The following is a 15,696-nucleotide window of genomic DNA, read 5'->3' as shown; positions in this document are numbered from 1 at the left end:
GGCGGGATTGAGCGGGGGCCGGAAGCTGATTTCGGGTTAACGACACCTTCCTGGGCGAGCTCTGCTCGTTCAGACTGTCAATGGCGGCGACTGGCCGGGACCATCAGTCAGTCTCAGTAGCCGATCACCGTGACTGTCGCGAGGGGAAGAGTGAGCCGCCCTGAGGTGTAAAGCGTGTCGAACCAATTGACGACTTTGAAAAAGTCCCTTGAGTCGCGGTAGTTATTGCGCACGGCGATAACGAGGTGTTGGGCGTCAGGCATCATGCAGGCCTGAAAGAGATCCTTCAAGAACTGATTGTTCGCATAGCCGCGCCCTGCTTCAACTTCAAGCACCGTGCCGGAGGCTGAATGGAAGGCATCTGCATCAAAGCTCTTCTGCACGGCGTCGTTCTGCCCGTACAGAACCGGAAGCTTGATCTGGTTTGCGTGAGTCTTCCCCTCCTCGACGACAAAATTCAGAGCACGAAGACCCTCGGCCAGAATTGCGAGAACTTGGTCGGATTTCAGGTTGGTCGACTCCGAATCAATTGAAACGAACTCAGCCTCGAACACTGCTATCGCGAGCCTCGTGGCTACGGGAGTTGGGCCAGATTTCGGATAAGTCTGCCACACGATCATGCGCCGGTGCTCCCATTCGTCGTGTTCTGCGACGCTATTACCTGCAGGAATCGGACACTGGCGTGCGCTGACCTCACGGGCAATTTCATATCCTTAATCAACCATTTCGCATTTGCGCCTGCACGATGGTTGAAGCCGCCGGACAACGTCAGCCTCACGTTACCGTGATCGACCAGCCACAAAATGCCATCGGCGGTCACTGGCCGTGAGAGCGGGGCGATCGGAAAGGTGCTGCGGGTCGAGGGCTGTCAACTGCAGACCGACACTGCACATGTACATCGCAATCACGCTGATGTACATTTGAGGCATGTCGAAGTCAAGCGTCACCGACGCCAGGGCGCGCCTACCCGAGTTGATTGCCCAGGCCCACTCAGAGGCCGTCTTCTTGGAGCGTCGCGGACAGGTCGCTGCTGTGCTGGTGAGCCCCGAGCAGTATGCACGCATGCGAGAAGCGCTTGAGGATGCTGAGGATGTTGCGGCGTTTGATGTGGCGATGGCCGACGAGGGCGACAACATTCCCTGGGAGCAGGTCAAAGCGGATCTCGGCTGGATGTGAGCAAATACCGGATCGAATTGCGCCCGGCAGCGGTCAAAGCGTTGCGTCGCATTGATCCGCAGGACCGCGGTCGGGTACAAGGCGCCATCGCCCTGCTGGGCGAAGACCCTCGCCCGCCCGGGGCTCGAGCGTTGCAAGGACGGGACGGCTATCGGGTGCGGGTGGGCAACTATCGGATTATCTACACCATCCGCAACGACATCCTTGTGGTGGTCGTGGTCACCGTCGGCCATCGCCGGGACGTGTACGAGTAGCGCGTGGTGCTGCCCGACGGCCGCGTTGTCGTGGCCCACAACGCCGCCTACGACATCGATCTCATCGGAGCCCCGAGCCTCCGTCGACGCGTACGCCACCGCCTACCGCTGGCCGATTCTGCCGTCATCGGCGCGTCCATGGTACGCGCTGCCGGATTTCGCGACGGAGCAGACGGCATCCGCTTTTCTGGAACGTATCAGCGTGAGGCTGCCCGAAATTACGGGACCGGCCGAACAGCAGGACTACCGCGCTGCTCGACCGCTGCCTGCTCGACCGGCAGCTCTCCACCCACGAAGCCGTGGCACTCTGATTCGCCAGAACCTCCCTAAATCAGCCCTGTCCGAGGGCCGCGGGCCGGCTACGTGTTCACTAGAGTGCGAAGTGCGGGCGGAAGCCCGCCTCGCGCACTCACGACGATTGTTGGAATGCACGGCCATTCAGCCGTGGGCCCTGCAACCGGATCGAACTCGCCGAGCTAGCGAGAGGACAGCCAGCATGCCGCCGACTTGGCAGCCATCCGCCTGGGGCAAGGCCCTCACCAGCTCCGGCGACTGGAAGCTCGCACTCCACGGCGACTCCGTCACGGTCACCCTGGGTGGCGTCGCTATTGTGACCGCGGTTGAGGACGTTGAGGCTGTCGTCGTCACCCGCGGCCTGTTCTGGAGTCAGATCCGGCTCGAGGTGGGGGAGTGGGTGAGTCGGCTCTACGGCATCCGCTCGAAGGACGCTGCCGCGTTCGAACGAGCCTTCGCCGCGTCCCTCAAGTCGCTGCAACTTCGGCAGCGCAGCGCGGAGTTCGATGCGGCGGCCCGCCGAGCGAGCCTTGACTGAACGGTTTCACTGTCGCGCTCGCGAAACGCCTGCAGATCTAAGGGTGAATCGCCGCCGGATTCAGCACCGAATAAGCGGCCCGCAAGGCTGCCGTCGGATTCAGCCAACTGCTCGACGACGAGGTTGTGCGCCCGTATATTGACGCCCAGTTTGCCGAACGGCTCTGTGAGCTCCACTGAAACGAATGGAGCAGAAGGCGGCGTCAATGCGACCGACCTGCAGCTCGAGGCGACCATCGTGACGCTGCTCCAGACGCGGGCGCACGATTCCACGATCTGCCCCTCTGACGCGGCGCGAGCCATCGGCGGCGAGGATTGGCGCGACCTGATGGAACCGGCCCGCCGAGCTGCACGCCGCATGGTCGCCCGCGGCGAATTGCCGATCACGCAGGGCGGAGTCGTGGTCTATCCGTCGACTGCGAAGGGTGCGATCCGGTGGCGAACGCCGCGATAAATGGTGGCCACTTGCAGGGAGCCAGATCTGGGTATCAAATCACGGTGCCCACACACACCGGAGTGCTATCAGGGTGGGTACATTCGTTTGATGCTTGAACTTCAACTGGGTCCCCTTTGTCGGCGGGAGCAGGGCGACCGCTACATTTAGTCAAATGGGCGAATTTCGCGCCGCAAACGAAAGTAAAGAAGTCAAAATGGAAACAGCCGCAATCACTTCCTGGACGTTTGTCTCCGAAGTAGAAATCCCTGCCGATATTCACCCGATGCTCGTGGCCGGTGAGCAACCTATTGCCGCATACAAGACATTTCGAGATAGCGCAGTCTTCACAACTAAGCGCCTGATCGTAAGGGATGCGCAGGGCATTACTGGTAAGAAAGTTGAGCTTTATTCGTTGCCGTATTCCAGCATTAATATGTGGTCATCCGAAAACGCTGGAACACTCGATTTCAATGCCGAAATCGAATTGTGGACGCGCGCGGGGCACATCAAAATTAATGTGGGCAAGAAGATCGATGTTCGAAAGCTCGACAAGTTGATAGCGGAAGTTGTGCTGAACGGGCATTGAACAATCTGACGCAGACGGCGCCGGCTTTCCGGAACACATCAGCGCGCTCCTTTGAGCGCTAGGGCGTGTCGACGGTCTGCTTGCCGAGAAGCATGAGGGCGACCGGGATCAACTTGAAGTTGGCGATGCCGAACGGTCAGAGCGCGTAGACGCCGATGCGTGCCGCCGCGATCCCCCAAAAGATCGTAACGATGAGCACGCACATGATGAGGGCGGCCACAATATAACTGACGAAAGGCCAGAAGCCTGAGAGCACGAACCAGATGATATTGAGGAGGGTATTCATGATGGTTCTATTTTCTCGAACCCCAGCGCGCTCGAGATTCGCGCCGCGGCCTCCACGACCGGCTCCGTATACCCGGGAACGGCGGTCGCCTCGTTGAGCCTCGAGAACGGGGCCACGATGCCCACTACGGCCACCACGTTGCCATGGTGGTCGAATACGGGGGAGCTCACCGAGGCGACCTCGGGTTCGCGCTCCTCGAACGATGACGCCCAGCCCTGGGTGCGAATCTGATCCAGCAGCTCGGCGGGCAGCGCCTCCTCCGGCGCAACGGTCAGCAGCTCCTGTCGGGCAAATTCGTCGAAGGCGAGAAACACCTTGCCGGCCGAACCCAGGTGCAGCGGCATGACGGTGCCTACCTCGAGAACACGGGAAATGGCACGCGGCGAGCGGGCCGTGGCCACCACGGTTCGGTACTGCCGCCAGCGCACATAGAGCACCGACGACTCCTGGGTCTGTTCACGCAGGGTCTGCAGCATCGGGCGAGAGGCCTGGATGACGTCGAGGCCCTGCGTGGCATTGATAGCCCAGCGCGCCACGCCCAGTCCGATGCGGTAGCCGCTGCCGTCGCGGTCGAGAAAGCCCTCCGACACCAGGTTCTGTACGAGGCGCTGCGTGGTGCTTTCGGGCAGTCCGGCGCGCTGGCGAATCGCGCTCAGCGACAGGGTGGGTTCCTCCACGGTGAAGCAGTCCATGATCTGGCGAATCTTACCCAGCACCAGAATGCGGTTACCAGCTGTTTCAGTCACGAGGTGTCCTTGTCTGCGCTGGGCGAGCGAAGCATCCGTTTGTCACAGAATCATTATTCATTGCGTTCGGGTGCAAAGCGCCACTAGGGTTCATGTAACCACATCGCGAGTGGTTCACTCGCGATGTGAGTGAAAATCTCGACACCCGGCCTGTAAGGAATGCATGACAATGATGTCAACAGAATCACCGCACCAACCGGCAGTCCAGCTCGATGCCTGCACGAAGGAATTCGTGACGCCGCAGGGCGGCTCATATTTCGCGGTGAAGGGTATCGACCTCACGGTGATGCCGGGCAAGTTCGTGTCGATCGTTGGCCCGACAGGATGCGGCAAGTCCACGGTGCTCAACATGGCCGCCGGGCTGATGGCGCCGAGCGAGGGTGAAGCGCGCAGCTTCGGTGCCCCGGTGGTGGGCGTCAACCGCCGGGCCTCGTACATGTTTCAGCAAGACGCCCTGCTGCCGTGGAAGACCGTGCTCGACAACGTGTCGCTCGGCCTCATCATGCGTGGCGTTGGCAAGAAGGAAGCGGCTGCCGAGGCTCGCCGCTGGCTCGCCAAGGTGGGCCTGTCGAACTTCGAAGACCGCTACCCGCACCAGCTCAGCGGCGGCATGCGCAAGCGCACCTCTATCGCGCAGGCCTGGATCGTGAACCCCGACATTCTGCTCATGGACGAACCCTTCTCCGCCCTCGACGTGCAGACCCGCCAGATCATGGAGAACGAGCTGCTCGACATCTGGCAGGAGTCGGGCAAGGCCGTGATCTTCATCACCCACGACCTCGACGAAGCCATCGCCCTCAGTGATGAGGTCGTGCTGCTCAGCGCCGGCCCGGCGAGCCACGTGGTGGCCCGCTATGACATCACCCTGCCACGCCCGCGCAACCTGCTCGAGATTCGCGACGACCCGCAGTTCGTCGAACTGCACCGCGAGATCTGGGGCAAGCTGCGCGACGAAGTGGCCAAAACCTACGCGGCACAGGCGGCCTGACATGTCAACGACGTCCACTCGAGCGCATGCCGCGCCCGCAGTATCCGCTACCCGCCCGCCCCGCAGCGGCCCGGCCCGACCTCGCGGCGAAACGCCCGCGGCGCTGATGCGCTTCTACCAACTGCTGCTCACCGCGGTGGTGCTCGGTGCCTGGGAGATTCTCGGCCGGGCTGGCGTGATCGATACGTTCTTCTTCTCGCTGCCGAGCGCCATCGGCGTGGCCGTGTGGGACTGGATCACGACCGGCTTCATCTTTCCGCACCTGTGGATCACCCTGCAGGAAGCCCTCTACGCCTTCATCATCGGTACCGGGCTCGGCCTCATTCTTGGCTTTCTGTTGGCCAGGGTGCGGTTTCTCGAGCGGCTGTTTGAACCGTTCGTGCAAATGTTCAACGCCTTGCCCCGGGTGGTGCTCGCACCCATCTTTTTGCTGTGGTTCGGGCTCGGCATCGAATCCAAGGTGGCCTTCGGCGTCACCCTGGTCTTCTTCATCGTGTTCTTCAACGTGCTGCAGGGCGTGAAAAGCGTCGACAAGGTGTTGCTCGACAACGCCCGCATGCTCGGCGCCACCGAACGTCACCTCATTCAGCACGTCGTGCTGCCGAGCGCCCTTACCTGGATCTTCTCCAGCCTGCACATCAGCGTCGGCTTCGCCATCGTGGGCGCGGTCGTGGGCGAATACCTCGGCGCCGCGGCCGGCGTCGGCTACGTCATCGCTCAGGCCCAGGGCGTGTTCGACACCGAAGGTGTGTTCGCGGGCATGTTCATCCTCATGATCGTCGTGCTCTTCGTCGACCTCGGAGTGAACCGACTCGAACGCTATCTGCTGCGCTGGCGCCCGGTTCCCGGCGCGTAAATACTGATCGTCCTAGAGAAAGAGAACACCGTGTCCCTGCCCAAAAAGTTCACCGTGGCCGCCGCAGCGTTGCTTACCGTCACCCTGTTCGCCGGCTGCAGCAGTACCGCAGGCGGGGGAGCGGATGCCGCAGCCACCCCCAAGGTCGCCATCGGCATCGGCGGCCAGACCCTGCTGACCTACCTGCCCACTACCCTCGCCGAACAGCTCGGTTACTACGAAGAGGAGGGGCTCGACGTCGATCTGCAAGACCTGCAGGGCGGGTCGAAGGCCCTCACCGCGCTGCTCGGCGGCAGCGTCAACGTGGTGAGCGGCTACTACGAGCACACCATTCAGATGCAGGCGAAGAACCAGAGCATCACCTCGTTCGTGCAGATGGGTAAGTCGCCCGCCATCGCCCTCGTCGTGGCTCCGGGATCAGCCTCCGAGATCAAGTCTCTCGACGACCTCATCGGCAAGAGCGTTGGCGTCACTGCGCCGGGCTCCTCCAGTCACACCATGCTGCGCTTTCTGCTCGAGGAGGCGGGCTTGAATCCTGATGGCGTCAGTGTCGTCGCGATGGGGGCCGGGGCATCCGCTGTGGCCGCCATGGAGTCGGGTGGAGTTGTGGCCGGCGTGATGCTCGAACCCGACGTCTCCGTGCTCGCGGAGCGCACCGGCACCGAAACCGTGAGCCTGGCCGACCTGCGCTCACCCGCGGGCGTGGAGGAGCACTACGACACCGACATGTGGCCGTCGTCGTCGTTCTACGCGCAGAGCGACTGGCTCGCGAAGAACCCCGAAACCGCGCAGAAGCTCGCGAATGTGCTCACCAAGACGCTCGCTTACATTGCCGAGCACACCGGCACCGAGATCGCGGCCGAGATGCCTGAGACCTTCAGCGGCGGAGACCTCGAACGCTACGCCGCGCTCATCGAGGAGCTCAAGCCGCAGCTCACCGAAGACGGACGCAACAGCGCGGCCGGTGCCGAGGCCGTGCTCGACACCCAGCGCATCGCCAACCCAGAGGTGGGTGACGCTGAGATCGACCTCACCGCCACGTACACCAACGAGTTCGTCGGCGGAAAATAGCCACGTTTCGCATCACAGTATTGCCTGGAAGGACTTGATATGACCAACGTGGCCCCGCTCGCCGGAGTGCGTGTGCTCGAACTCGGCAACTTCATCGCCGCGCCTACGGCCGGGCGTATGCTGGCCGATTTCGGCGCCGAGGTGATCAAAGTGGAGCGGCCAGGAACCGGCGACGAGCTGCGCAACTGGCGGCTGCACGCCGGCAGCACGTCGATGCTGTTTCGCACGATCAATCGCAACAAGAAGTCGATCGTGCTCGACCTCAAGACCGAGCTGGGGCGCGATATCGTGCTGGAACTCGTGGCGCACTGCGACGTGGTGCTCGAGAATTTTCGGCCGGGTACGTTGGAGAAGTGGGGGCTCGGGCCCGCCGAGTTGAACGCGGTGAATCCCGACCTCATTCTCACCCGGGTATCGGCGTTCGGGCAGACCGGGCCGCTCTCGCAGCGCCCCGGATTTGCCGCGGTCGCTGAAGCGATGGGCGGCTTTCGCGACCTCGTGGGCGACCCCGACCGGCCTCCCGTGCGAGTCGGCGTGTCGATCGGCGACTCCATAGCCGGGCTCTACGCGGCCTTCGGCTCGGTGATGGCACTCTTTCAGCGCGAGGTGCGTCAGGGGCGAACGGATGCGGCGCTTGAGTTGCACGAACGCGTCATTGATGTGGCGCTCAACGAATCGATGCTGTCGATGATGGAATCGCTCATACCCGACTACTCGGCCTACGGCGTGGCGCGGGAGCGGGTCGGCGGGCGGATGGACGGCATCGCTCCCACCAACGCCTACCTCTGCGGTGACGGCGCGAGTATCGTAATCGCCGGCAACGCGGATGCTATTTACCAGCGATACATGCACGTGATCGACCGCGATGACCTCGGGCGTGATCCAGGGCTGCAAAACAACGCAGCCCGGTGGCTGCGGCGGGATGAGCTCGATGCCGCGATCGGGGCGTGGACGTTGGGGCTTTCGGCGAGAGCGGCTTTGACCGTGTTGGAGGAGGCGGGGGTCCCGTCTGGTCCCATATATACGGCCGCCGATATCTGCGCGGACTCACAGTATGAGGCGCGCAACATGATCCAGCGCTTCGATGTCTCCGATGGGTCGCAGGTCTTGCCCGGCGTGGGTTTTCCTGGCATTGTGCCGGTGATCGGCGAACGCTCTCTCGACATCCGAACCCTCGGGCCAGACCTCGGGGAGCACACCCGAGAGGTGCTGTCTCGGGTTCTGGGCAAGACCTCTGCCGAGATAGACCAGATCATGAGCGAATTGCAGCCCGCTTGATGTTCACCCTCGAACCCGCCGCGGTGCTGCGCGACGTCACCCTGCGCGACGGCCTGCAACTCACTGGCGGCATGCTCTCCACCGAGCGCAAGCTCGCGACCATTCGGTCATTGCTCGCGCTCGGGGTGGAGTCGCTCGAGATCGGGTCGATGGCTCGGCCCGACCTCGTACCGCCGATGGCGAACACCCTCGAGGTGCTCGCGGAGCTCACGCCCGCCGAGCGTGCGCGGTGCTGGGTATGGGTCGCCACGCCACGGCATGTGGAGCGCGCCGCAGCCGCGGGTGCCCGCAACTTTCAATACTGTTTCTCCGCAACGGATGCCCACAACCAAGCCAACATCGGTCGCACGACCGAGGCGAGCCTCGCCGCCATGCCGGCGGCTGTGGAGATCAGCCGTGACGTGGATGGGCAGATCCAGCTGTGCATCGCGACCTCGTTCACCTGCCCGTTCGACGGACAGGTCGACCCATCGCGGGTGGTGCAGATTGCGCAAGACGAACGCGCAGTCGGGGCCTCCCACGTGGTGATCTGTGACACGCTCGGGCAGGCGGTTCCGGCTCAGGTCTCGTCGCTCATTACGCGTGTGCGCCTCGAGACGCCGGCCCGCGAGATCGTTTTTCACGGGCACGACACCTGGGGGCTGGGCGTGGCCAACACCCTCGCGGCTATTTCCGCCGGGGCCACCATGGTGGACGGAGCGCTCGGTGGCCTGGGCGGATGCCCCTTCGCGCCGGGAGCGAGCGGCAACACCGCGAGCGAGGACATCCTCTTTGCCACACGCCCGCCGTGGCTGACACCCGACGTGTTCGGGTCACTCGTGCGCATATCAGAAACGTTGCTGATGGAACTCGGCGAGCCGAATCGTTCGAAAGCCGCCCAGGGCGCCCGCTCACCCGCGAAGGCGTTCGACTGGGTGCTGTGACTGGCGGCGAAAGCGAGGCTCGGCACGGCGGCCGGGTGCGTAGCTGAGCCCTGAGTGTCACTGGAGGCAGACCCTGGCGTCGCGGCGACCGTCACCTCGCTAAAGAAGGCACCGGTCTGCTCGGCACCGCGCACCAAGAAGCAGGCCTGGCAGGGTGCCGTGTTGTCGCGCAAGATAGAAGGTATGGCCCACCGTCAACCAAAGCCCTCCGATGCTGACCCCGCAGCTGCCCGGGCGGAGAAAACGTGCGCCTCGTGTGGGCGTCGCATCGAGTGGCGCGCGAAGTGGGCCAAGAACTGGGATTCGGTGAAGTACTGCTCCGCGGCGTGCCGGTCACACGGTGTCAATACGACCGACTTGCAACTCGAAGCGACCATCGTGACGCTGCTCCAGGCGCGCGCGCACGATTCCACGATCTGCCCTTCTGACGCGGCGCGAACCATCGGCGGAGAGGATTGGCGCGACCTGATGGAACCTGCACGCCGCGCCGCACGCCGCATGGTCGCCCGCGGCGAATTACAGATCACGCAGGGCGGAGTCGTGGTCGATCCTTCGACTGCGAAGGGGGCGATCCGGTTGCGAACGCCGCGATAGAGCGTTACGGAAGGTGCGGGTCGGGTGATTGCCGCCGCGCTACCGGTGAATCTTATGGCGTGTCCACGATCTGCTTGCCGAGCGGCATGAGGGCGACCGGGATCAACTTGAAGTTGGCGATGCCGAACGGGATACCGATGATGGTGAGGCAGAGAGCGATACCCGAAAGTAGATGCTCCAGGGCGATCCACCAGCCGGCCAGAATCACCCAGACAACGTTGCCGAGGAGAGACGCGACGCCGGCGTTCGGCGTCTCAATCACGGTCTTGCCAAACGGCCAGAGGGCGTAGACCCCGATGCGTGCCGCCGCGATCCCCCAGGGGATCGTCACGATGAGAATGCACATGATGAGAGCCGCGACCATGTAGCCGAGGAACAGCCAGAAGCCTGAGAGCACGAGCCAGATGATGTTGAGAAGGGTCTTCATAATAGTTTCCTAGCCGATCAAGGTGAGCATCAGTCGTGATTCCTCGAGCGCTTCGACCTCGTGCTCGAGGCTGGCATCGAGTCGAAGCAGGGCGCCGGGAACGAGGTCGGTGACCTGCCCGCCGGCCGTGACTCGCAGGCATCCGTCGAGGGCTTGCATGAGCAGAATTTTGGGCGCTGAGTGCTTCTTGAGTGTGAAACCGGCTTCGAAGGTGAGCACGACCACGCGCACCCCGGGGGAGGAGAGAACCGTGCTGTGACCGAGCCGACCGGGTTCAATCGCGGCGTCAGCCCGAATGTCCGCGATGTGCGTGAGGGGTCGCGTTGTGTGTTCCATGATTCAACGCTAGACCCGTGCACGTCTTTCTCGTGATCGACGGTAATTGCTAAAATGAGGCTGTCTGGGAGCCGGCCCTGAGCATCGGTGTGAGTGTGTCGCTCGAAGGCATCGCTGGGTATCGTTAACCTATCGCTGTATATCGTTCGCAATACTTACAGGAGGAAATCATGGGCAATTCATTTCCAACAAGCGGGTTCAACGCTGGCAACATGGATGGCATCTGGCAGGCGATGGAGCAGTTTCGTTCGCGGTTCGAAAAGCAGACCGGTACCCGCGCCGGCCGTGGTGAGGTGCGCACGGCGGTGCTCGCGCTGCTCGCTGAGCAGTCGATGCACGGCTACCAGATCATTCACGAAATCGAAGAGCGCAGTGGTGGCAGCTGGAAACCCAGCGCCGGCTCGGTCTACCCGACCCTGCAGCTGTTGGCCGACGAGGGCCTCATTAGCGCCGAGGAGTCCAATGGTCGCAAGATCTACTCCCTGACCGATGAGGGCCGCGCCGCTGTCGCTGACTCTGACATGAGCGCGCCGTGGGAAACTACGGCGTCGACTTCTGGCCACGGGCATGGCCATGCGGCATTGCCGAAAGCGGGGATCGAGCTCGCCCAGGCCGCGGCGCAGGTTGGTCGCACCGGTTCGCCGGAGCAGGTCAAGCAGGCCGTCATGGTGCTCGACGACGCGCGTCGCAAGCTCTACTCGATCCTCGCCCAGGACTGACGGGGTGCCACTGGTTCGTCGAGGTAGCTACGATTCGAACTCGGGCGCGGGAAACATGCGCGCCCGCTACCGCCGCATTCTGCGTTTCGCCAGCTGGTATCTGGCCATAACGTGGTGGTTCGAGTTGTTCCTGCCCCGCATCGGGCTGGTGAAAATCGCCGAGCGCACGCGCTCTAAGCGGATGCAACGCTTCGCCAAGGGTTTTTACGTGCTCGCGTCCGACCTCGGTGGCCTGATGATCAAGGTCGGGCAATTCATGTCATCGCGCCTCGACGTGTTGCCGCCCGAGATCACCAAAGAACTCGAGGGCCTGCAAGACGAGGTCGCGCCGGTGCCGTTCGCGGCTATTCGCGCGGCCGTCGAGGCAGAGCTGGGCATGCCGCTCGAGCGGGCCTTTACGTCGGTCGACGAGACGCCGGTGGCTGCGGCATCCCTCGGGCAGGCGCATCGGGCGCGACTGACCGCGCTCGATGCTGCTGACACGGGGCTCGACGGGGTCATCATCAAAGTGCAGCGGCCGGGGATCGACGAGATCATCGACGTCGACCTGGCCGCCCTGCGCAAAGTGGGCGGGTGGCTCAGTCATGTGAAACTCGTCTCCAATCGAGTCGATATGCCGGCGTTGGTCGAGGAATTCGCCCAGACCAGCCTCGAAGAAATCGACTACCTGCACGAGGCAGCCAGCTCTGAACGTTTCGCGGCGGCCTTTCCCGACGACGACCGGGTGAGCGTACCCGTCGTTGCCTGGGAGCGCACCACCCGCCGCGTACTCACCCTCGAAGACGTCACGGCGATCAAGATCACCGACGTCGATGCCCTGGTCAAGGCCGGCATCGACCCCGTCCAGGTGGCGCCCGTCTTCGCTGAAGTCATGTTCGACCAGATGTTCACCATGGGGTACTTCCACGCTGACCCGCACCCCGGCAACATCTTCGTCACCCCGCACGCCGACAGCGAGCGTGGCTGGAAGCTGACATTCATCGATTTCGGCATGATGGGTGAGGTTCCCAAAAGCACGCGCACCGGGCTGCGCAAAATGCTGATCGCCGCCGCCTCGCGGGACGGACGCGGACTGGTCAACGCCATGAACGACGTGGGAGTGCTGCTCCCCTCGGCCGAAACGACCGAACTCGAGCGCGCAATGACACAGCTGTTCGCCCGGTTCGGCGGAATGGGATTCGCCGAACTGCGCGAGGTCGACCCGCGGGAGTTCCGCGAGTTCGCCGTGCAATTCGGTGACGTCGTGCGCTCGTTGCCGTTTCAGCTCCCTGAGAACTTTTTGCTTATCATTCGAGCCATGTCCCTCACTTCCGGAGTCTCGAGCGCGCTCAACCCCGCATTCAACCTGTGGGACTCGGTCGAGCCCTACGCAGCGCAGCTGCTGCGCGATGAGGGCGGCAACCTGGTGCAGGACTTCGCCAAACAGGCGTTGGAGACCGCCGGTCTCGCGTTTCGCCTGCCGAAGCGACTTGACGGGTTGATCACCCGCATCGGAGACGGCACCGTAGCGGTCGCCAGCCCGGTCCTCGAAAAAAGAGTCGCGCGCCTCGAACGCACCGTGCGGCAGGCGGTCTCGGCGCTCGTTTTCGGCGCAGTGCTCATCGCCGGCGTCCTTCTGCGAGCGGATGACGCGGTGCTCGGCACCGTACTGATGATCGCGTCGATCGCCCCCCTGCTGCACGCCCTGTTCTCGGGGCGCCGCGGGTTCTAAACGAGGGGCGTGACAGCCGTCGCCGCGAACGCGACCCGATCGAAGAGACTTCTGATCTGGCATCACTTTTATGCTGAGATTTGCTCGCTTTAGTGGTCGATTCGGGCTATAATTGTGGGTGAAGGAGGCACTGACGCCATGACCCTCACCGCCCCGCCCACTGCAACTGGCTCCGTGCCGGAACCCGAGGGTTCTCGGGTTTGGGTCATCGGTCAGGCTGGTGCGTTGCTGGGCTCTGTTTTGGATGGAACACGGTTTGGTCACCTTGATGATGCTGAAGCCATCGCGGTACTGGCGGCGTTGGAAGAACTCGGCCGCAAGGTTGATGGTGTCAGGCTACGAGCCACCGCCGACATCGGCGTGCGCGCTGAGGCCGACCGTGGCAACGGGTCCCTCGCCTACCAGAACGGATGCCGTAACCGGGTTGAATTCATCACCCAACTCGCCGGCATCTCCAGCCGCGAAGCTCAACGGCGTCTGAAGCTGGGCGAGACCGTCGTGGAACGCACGCCGATGGGCCTGCCCGTGCCAGCGCGGTACCCCGTCATCGCCGAAGCACTGGTCAGCGGCGACCTCGGCCTGGAGGNGACCGCGCTGCACGGAAAAGTCCTGCAGGACGACCTTGACCGTGTGGAACGTGCCCTGGTCGCCTCCGCGACTGGCGCGATCACCCCGGAAACTGCCGGACTACCCGGAGCCGGCATCCGCTTCACGCCCGACCTGCTGCGGGCGCAAGCCGTGGAGTGGCAGGGCCGGCTCGACCCCGACGGCGCCGCCCCCAACGACGACACCGTCGAAGCGAAAAGCACGCTGACGTTCGGGCTGCTGCGCCACGGGCTCTACCCGCTGCGCGCCGATGTCACCCCCGAGCTGCGCGGCATCATGGACACCCTCTTCGACACCTACCTGTCAGCCCGGTCTCGCACGCCCCGGTTCGAACCCACCACACCCCTCGACGGCACCGGCAGTGAGCTAGACGGTCTCAACATCGGCGATCCGAGCGTGAACGGTGAACGCTTCAGCGCCGACCCGTTCACCGGCGACGCCCGCTACGACGGCGACCCCCGCACCGCCGGCGAGAAACGCGCCGACATCCTCCGATCCGTCTTCGAAACGGCCGCGCGCGACCCGAAGACCCCGACGATGGGCGGCGCCGCCCCCACCGTCATGATCCACGTCAACGCCACCGACCTTCAACACGGGCGCGGTGTCGGCTGGATCGACGGCATCGAAGCCCCCATCAGCATGCGCCGGGTGAAGGAAGCCATCTGCGCCGGCGGCGCCCAACACATCATCTTCGGCACCACCGGCACCATCCTCTACCTCGGCGACACCGTCCGCTGCTTCACCACCACACAACGCGCCGCGATCGCCGCCCGCGACGAAGGCTGCATCATCCCCGGCTGCACCATCCCCGCCCGCTGGAGCGAAATCCACCACGTCATCCCCTGGCACCAACACGGCCCCACCAACATCGACAACGGCGTCCTCCTCTGCTGGTTCCACCACCACACCATCAACACCAACGGATGGAACATCCGCATGATCAACGGCAAACCCCAGGTACGAGGGCCCCTGCTCTGGGACCCCACCCAAACCTGGCGCCCCGCCCGAAGCCACCGCGCCAACACCCCCAGCCCCGAACCACCCTGGCGCACCTAAGACGAATCGGGCCGCAGCTGCTAGCCGCATCTGGCCGCAGTGGGCTCAGTCGTGGCGCGAGGGGCAAGACGAGTGCTCGAACGAAATTAGGGCAGCTGCTCGAGCCAGACGCGCATCAGGGCGATGTCGTCGACGGTGATGCCTACCTCGGAGCGCGGCGGAATTAGCAGCGACGGTGTCTCCAGCGTGGCGTTGCGCACCGTCTCCCCGTGCAGTTGCACGTCGGCATCGTCGATCCAGATGAACGGTGCCGGCATGTTCTGGTCTTCTTCGATGCGCTCGGACTTCCAAAGTCCCGTCTCGCCATCGGTGCGGCCGGGGCGTTTCGGCGGAGTCGTCACGTCGAGCATGCGCCCGCCGGCCAGCCCGTGCAGCTCGGGCACGAGCAGCTGCCGGGTGGCATCGAACTCGTTCCAAGAGGTGAGCCAGACCAGCTCGACTCCGTACTGCATCAGCAGGGAGTCGAGTGCCGTGATCAGGCGGGGAGCCCAGTGCACGTCGCGGGTTGCAGCGTGACCGTCACCGTATTCGATGTTGATCGATGCCTGGGCTACATCTCCCCAGGCCGGGTCTGGCTCGGAACGGGGGCACAGGCATCCGTTGACAGAGAGGTAAAGTCGTGGAACGCTCACTTTGCCTGCCCATCGTGACGGGTGGCGTGGTCGGCATCAACGATGCGTGCTCGATCGGCCGTATCGGCCATGGTGGTATCGCTGTTCAGCGTGAAATTGTGAATTGTCGAACTCCCAAGAATATGCATCTGCATATAGCTAAGCACGCACGAGCGACATGCGCCTCCCCGCGAACTGGGTGAAC

Annotated in this window: 21 protein-coding genes; 15 read left to right on the top strand and 6 right to left on the bottom strand. The window is 63.6% G+C overall.

Annotated features, from left to right (window positions below; translation table 11 throughout):
- Positions 1-113: 113 nt before the first annotated feature.
- The gene (locus E3T27_RS10340) at positions 114-620 is read right to left on the bottom strand and encodes a hypothetical protein (RefSeq protein ID WP_134572586.1); all 507 of its coding nucleotides are present in this window, start codon (positions 618-620) and stop codon (positions 114-116) included.
- Between the two features lie 307 nt (positions 621-927).
- Here E3T27_RS10340 and E3T27_RS10335 point away from each other — a divergent pair, with 307 nt between their 5' ends.
- From E3T27_RS10335 to E3T27_RS10310, 6 genes are all read left to right on the top strand, one after another.
- A complete protein-coding gene (locus tag E3T27_RS10335; RefSeq protein WP_134572585.1) occupies positions 928-1,176 on the top strand; it encodes a type II toxin-antitoxin system Phd/YefM family antitoxin in 249 nt (82 codons plus the stop codon).
- Positions 1,173-1,430, top strand: coding sequence for a type II toxin-antitoxin system RelE family toxin (locus E3T27_RS10330; protein WP_104199701.1), 258 nt, complete (start codon positions 1,173-1,175; stop codon positions 1,428-1,430). The genes E3T27_RS10335 and E3T27_RS10330 overlap by 4 nt, the downstream gene beginning before the upstream one ends.
- A gap of 3 nt (positions 1,431-1,433) precedes the next feature.
- Complete coding sequence (locus E3T27_RS10325) at positions 1,434-1,760, top strand: hypothetical protein (protein WP_134572583.1); 327 nt, start codon at positions 1,434-1,436, stop codon at positions 1,758-1,760.
- Positions 1,761-1,926: 166 nt separating this feature from the next.
- Positions 1,927-2,262: a hypothetical protein gene (locus E3T27_RS10320; RefSeq protein ID WP_134572581.1), complete on the top strand. Its 336-nt coding sequence runs from the start codon at positions 1,927-1,929 to the stop codon at positions 2,260-2,262.
- A gap of 165 nt (positions 2,263-2,427) precedes the next feature.
- Positions 2,428-2,715: a DUF3253 domain-containing protein gene (locus E3T27_RS10315; protein WP_198416523.1), complete on the top strand. Its 288-nt coding sequence runs from the start codon at positions 2,428-2,430 to the stop codon at positions 2,713-2,715.
- Between the two features lie 196 nt (positions 2,716-2,911).
- Positions 2,912-3,283, top strand: a complete 372-nt coding sequence (locus E3T27_RS10310) for a PH domain-containing protein (RefSeq protein WP_104198190.1) — start codon at positions 2,912-2,914, stop codon at positions 3,281-3,283.
- A gap of 136 nt (positions 3,284-3,419) precedes the next feature.
- Here E3T27_RS10310 and E3T27_RS10305 read toward each other — a convergent pair whose 3' ends face one another.
- Both E3T27_RS10305 and E3T27_RS10300 read right to left on the bottom strand, forming a co-directional pair.
- Complete coding sequence (locus E3T27_RS10305; RefSeq protein ID WP_420898056.1) at positions 3,420-3,569, bottom strand: YccF domain-containing protein; 150 nt, start codon at positions 3,567-3,569, stop codon at positions 3,420-3,422.
- Positions 3,566-4,315, bottom strand: coding sequence for an IclR family transcriptional regulator (locus E3T27_RS10300; RefSeq protein WP_198416522.1), 750 nt, complete (start codon positions 4,313-4,315; stop codon positions 3,566-3,568). The genes E3T27_RS10305 and E3T27_RS10300 overlap by 4 nt, the downstream gene beginning before the upstream one ends.
- A 163-nt stretch (positions 4,316-4,478) precedes the next feature.
- Between E3T27_RS10300 and E3T27_RS10295 the strand changes: the two genes are divergently transcribed.
- The 6 genes from E3T27_RS10295 to E3T27_RS10270 are packed head-to-tail and all read left to right on the top strand — an operon-like array spanning position 4,479 to position 10,025.
- Positions 4,479-5,303 carry an ABC transporter ATP-binding protein gene (locus tag E3T27_RS10295; RefSeq protein ID WP_206750164.1) on the top strand — a complete coding sequence of 275 codons (825 nt, stop codon included), beginning with the start codon at positions 4,479-4,481 and terminating at the stop codon, positions 5,301-5,303.
- Position 5,304: 1 nt separating this feature from the next.
- Positions 5,305-6,159 carry an ABC transporter permease gene (locus tag E3T27_RS10290; protein WP_198416520.1) on the top strand — a complete coding sequence of 285 codons (855 nt, stop codon included), beginning with the start codon at positions 5,305-5,307 and terminating at the stop codon, positions 6,157-6,159.
- A gap of 30 nt (positions 6,160-6,189) precedes the next feature.
- On the top strand, positions 6,190-7,230 hold the full coding sequence (locus E3T27_RS10285; protein WP_158251896.1) for an ABC transporter substrate-binding protein: 1,041 nt from the start codon (positions 6,190-6,192) through the stop codon (positions 7,228-7,230).
- Between the two features lie 39 nt (positions 7,231-7,269).
- The gene (locus tag E3T27_RS10280; protein ID WP_134572577.1) at positions 7,270-8,508 is read left to right on the top strand and encodes a CaiB/BaiF CoA transferase family protein; all 1,239 of its coding nucleotides are present in this window, start codon (positions 7,270-7,272) and stop codon (positions 8,506-8,508) included.
- Entirely contained in the window at positions 8,508-9,431 is a 924-nt protein-coding gene (locus E3T27_RS10275; protein ID WP_134573006.1) for a beta/alpha barrel domain-containing protein, read from the top strand. The genes E3T27_RS10280 and E3T27_RS10275 overlap by 1 nt, the downstream gene beginning before the upstream one ends.
- A gap of 54 nt (positions 9,432-9,485) precedes the next feature.
- Entirely contained in the window at positions 9,486-10,025 is a 540-nt protein-coding gene (locus tag E3T27_RS10270; protein ID WP_241992214.1) for a DUF2256 and DUF3253 domain-containing protein, read from the top strand.
- A gap of 52 nt (positions 10,026-10,077) precedes the next feature.
- On the opposite strand, the gene E3T27_RS10265 is transcribed toward E3T27_RS10270, so the two are convergent.
- Together E3T27_RS10265 and E3T27_RS10260 are read right to left on the bottom strand one after the other, a co-directional pair.
- On the bottom strand, positions 10,078-10,452 hold the full coding sequence (locus E3T27_RS10265; RefSeq protein WP_104198183.1) for a YccF domain-containing protein: 375 nt from the start codon (positions 10,450-10,452) through the stop codon (positions 10,078-10,080).
- Positions 10,453-10,461: 9 nt separating this feature from the next.
- A complete protein-coding gene (locus E3T27_RS10260) occupies positions 10,462-10,788 on the bottom strand; it encodes a cupin domain-containing protein (RefSeq protein WP_134572575.1) in 327 nt (108 codons plus the stop codon).
- Positions 10,789-10,958: 170 nt separating this feature from the next.
- On the opposite strand from E3T27_RS10260, the gene E3T27_RS10255 reads away from it, so the two are divergent.
- The 3 genes from E3T27_RS10255 (at position 10,959) to E3T27_RS10245 (ending at position 14,880) form a co-directional block, all read left to right on the top strand.
- The gene (locus tag E3T27_RS10255) at positions 10,959-11,507 is read left to right on the top strand and encodes a PadR family transcriptional regulator (protein ID WP_104198181.1); all 549 of its coding nucleotides are present in this window, start codon (positions 10,959-10,961) and stop codon (positions 11,505-11,507) included.
- Positions 11,508-11,562: 55 nt separating this feature from the next.
- Positions 11,563-13,218 (top strand): ABC1 kinase family protein, encoded by a 1,656-nt coding sequence (locus E3T27_RS10250; protein ID WP_134546393.1) that lies wholly within the window; start codon positions 11,563-11,565, stop codon positions 13,216-13,218.
- 138 nt (positions 13,219-13,356) lie between these two features.
- Positions 13,357-14,880 carry an HNH endonuclease signature motif containing protein gene (locus E3T27_RS10245; RefSeq protein WP_134572573.1) on the top strand — a complete coding sequence of 508 codons (1,524 nt, stop codon included), beginning with the start codon at positions 13,357-13,359 and terminating at the stop codon, positions 14,878-14,880.
- Positions 14,881-14,966: 86 nt separating this feature from the next.
- Here E3T27_RS10245 and E3T27_RS10240 read toward each other — a convergent pair whose 3' ends face one another.
- Positions 14,967-15,512 carry an HAD domain-containing protein gene (locus E3T27_RS10240; protein WP_104198177.1) on the bottom strand — a complete coding sequence of 182 codons (546 nt, stop codon included), beginning with the start codon at positions 15,510-15,512 and terminating at the stop codon, positions 14,967-14,969.
- Positions 15,513-15,696: the final 184 nt, after the last annotated feature.

Origin of the sequence: Cryobacterium lyxosi (genome assembly GCF_004403345.1) — a bacterium.
GTDB classification, from domain to species: Bacteria; Actinomycetota; Actinomycetes; order Actinomycetales; family Microbacteriaceae; genus Cryobacterium; species Cryobacterium lyxosi.
The sequence above is the reverse complement of the archived record's forward strand: the minus strand, read 5'-3'. Positions and strand labels throughout refer to the sequence as shown.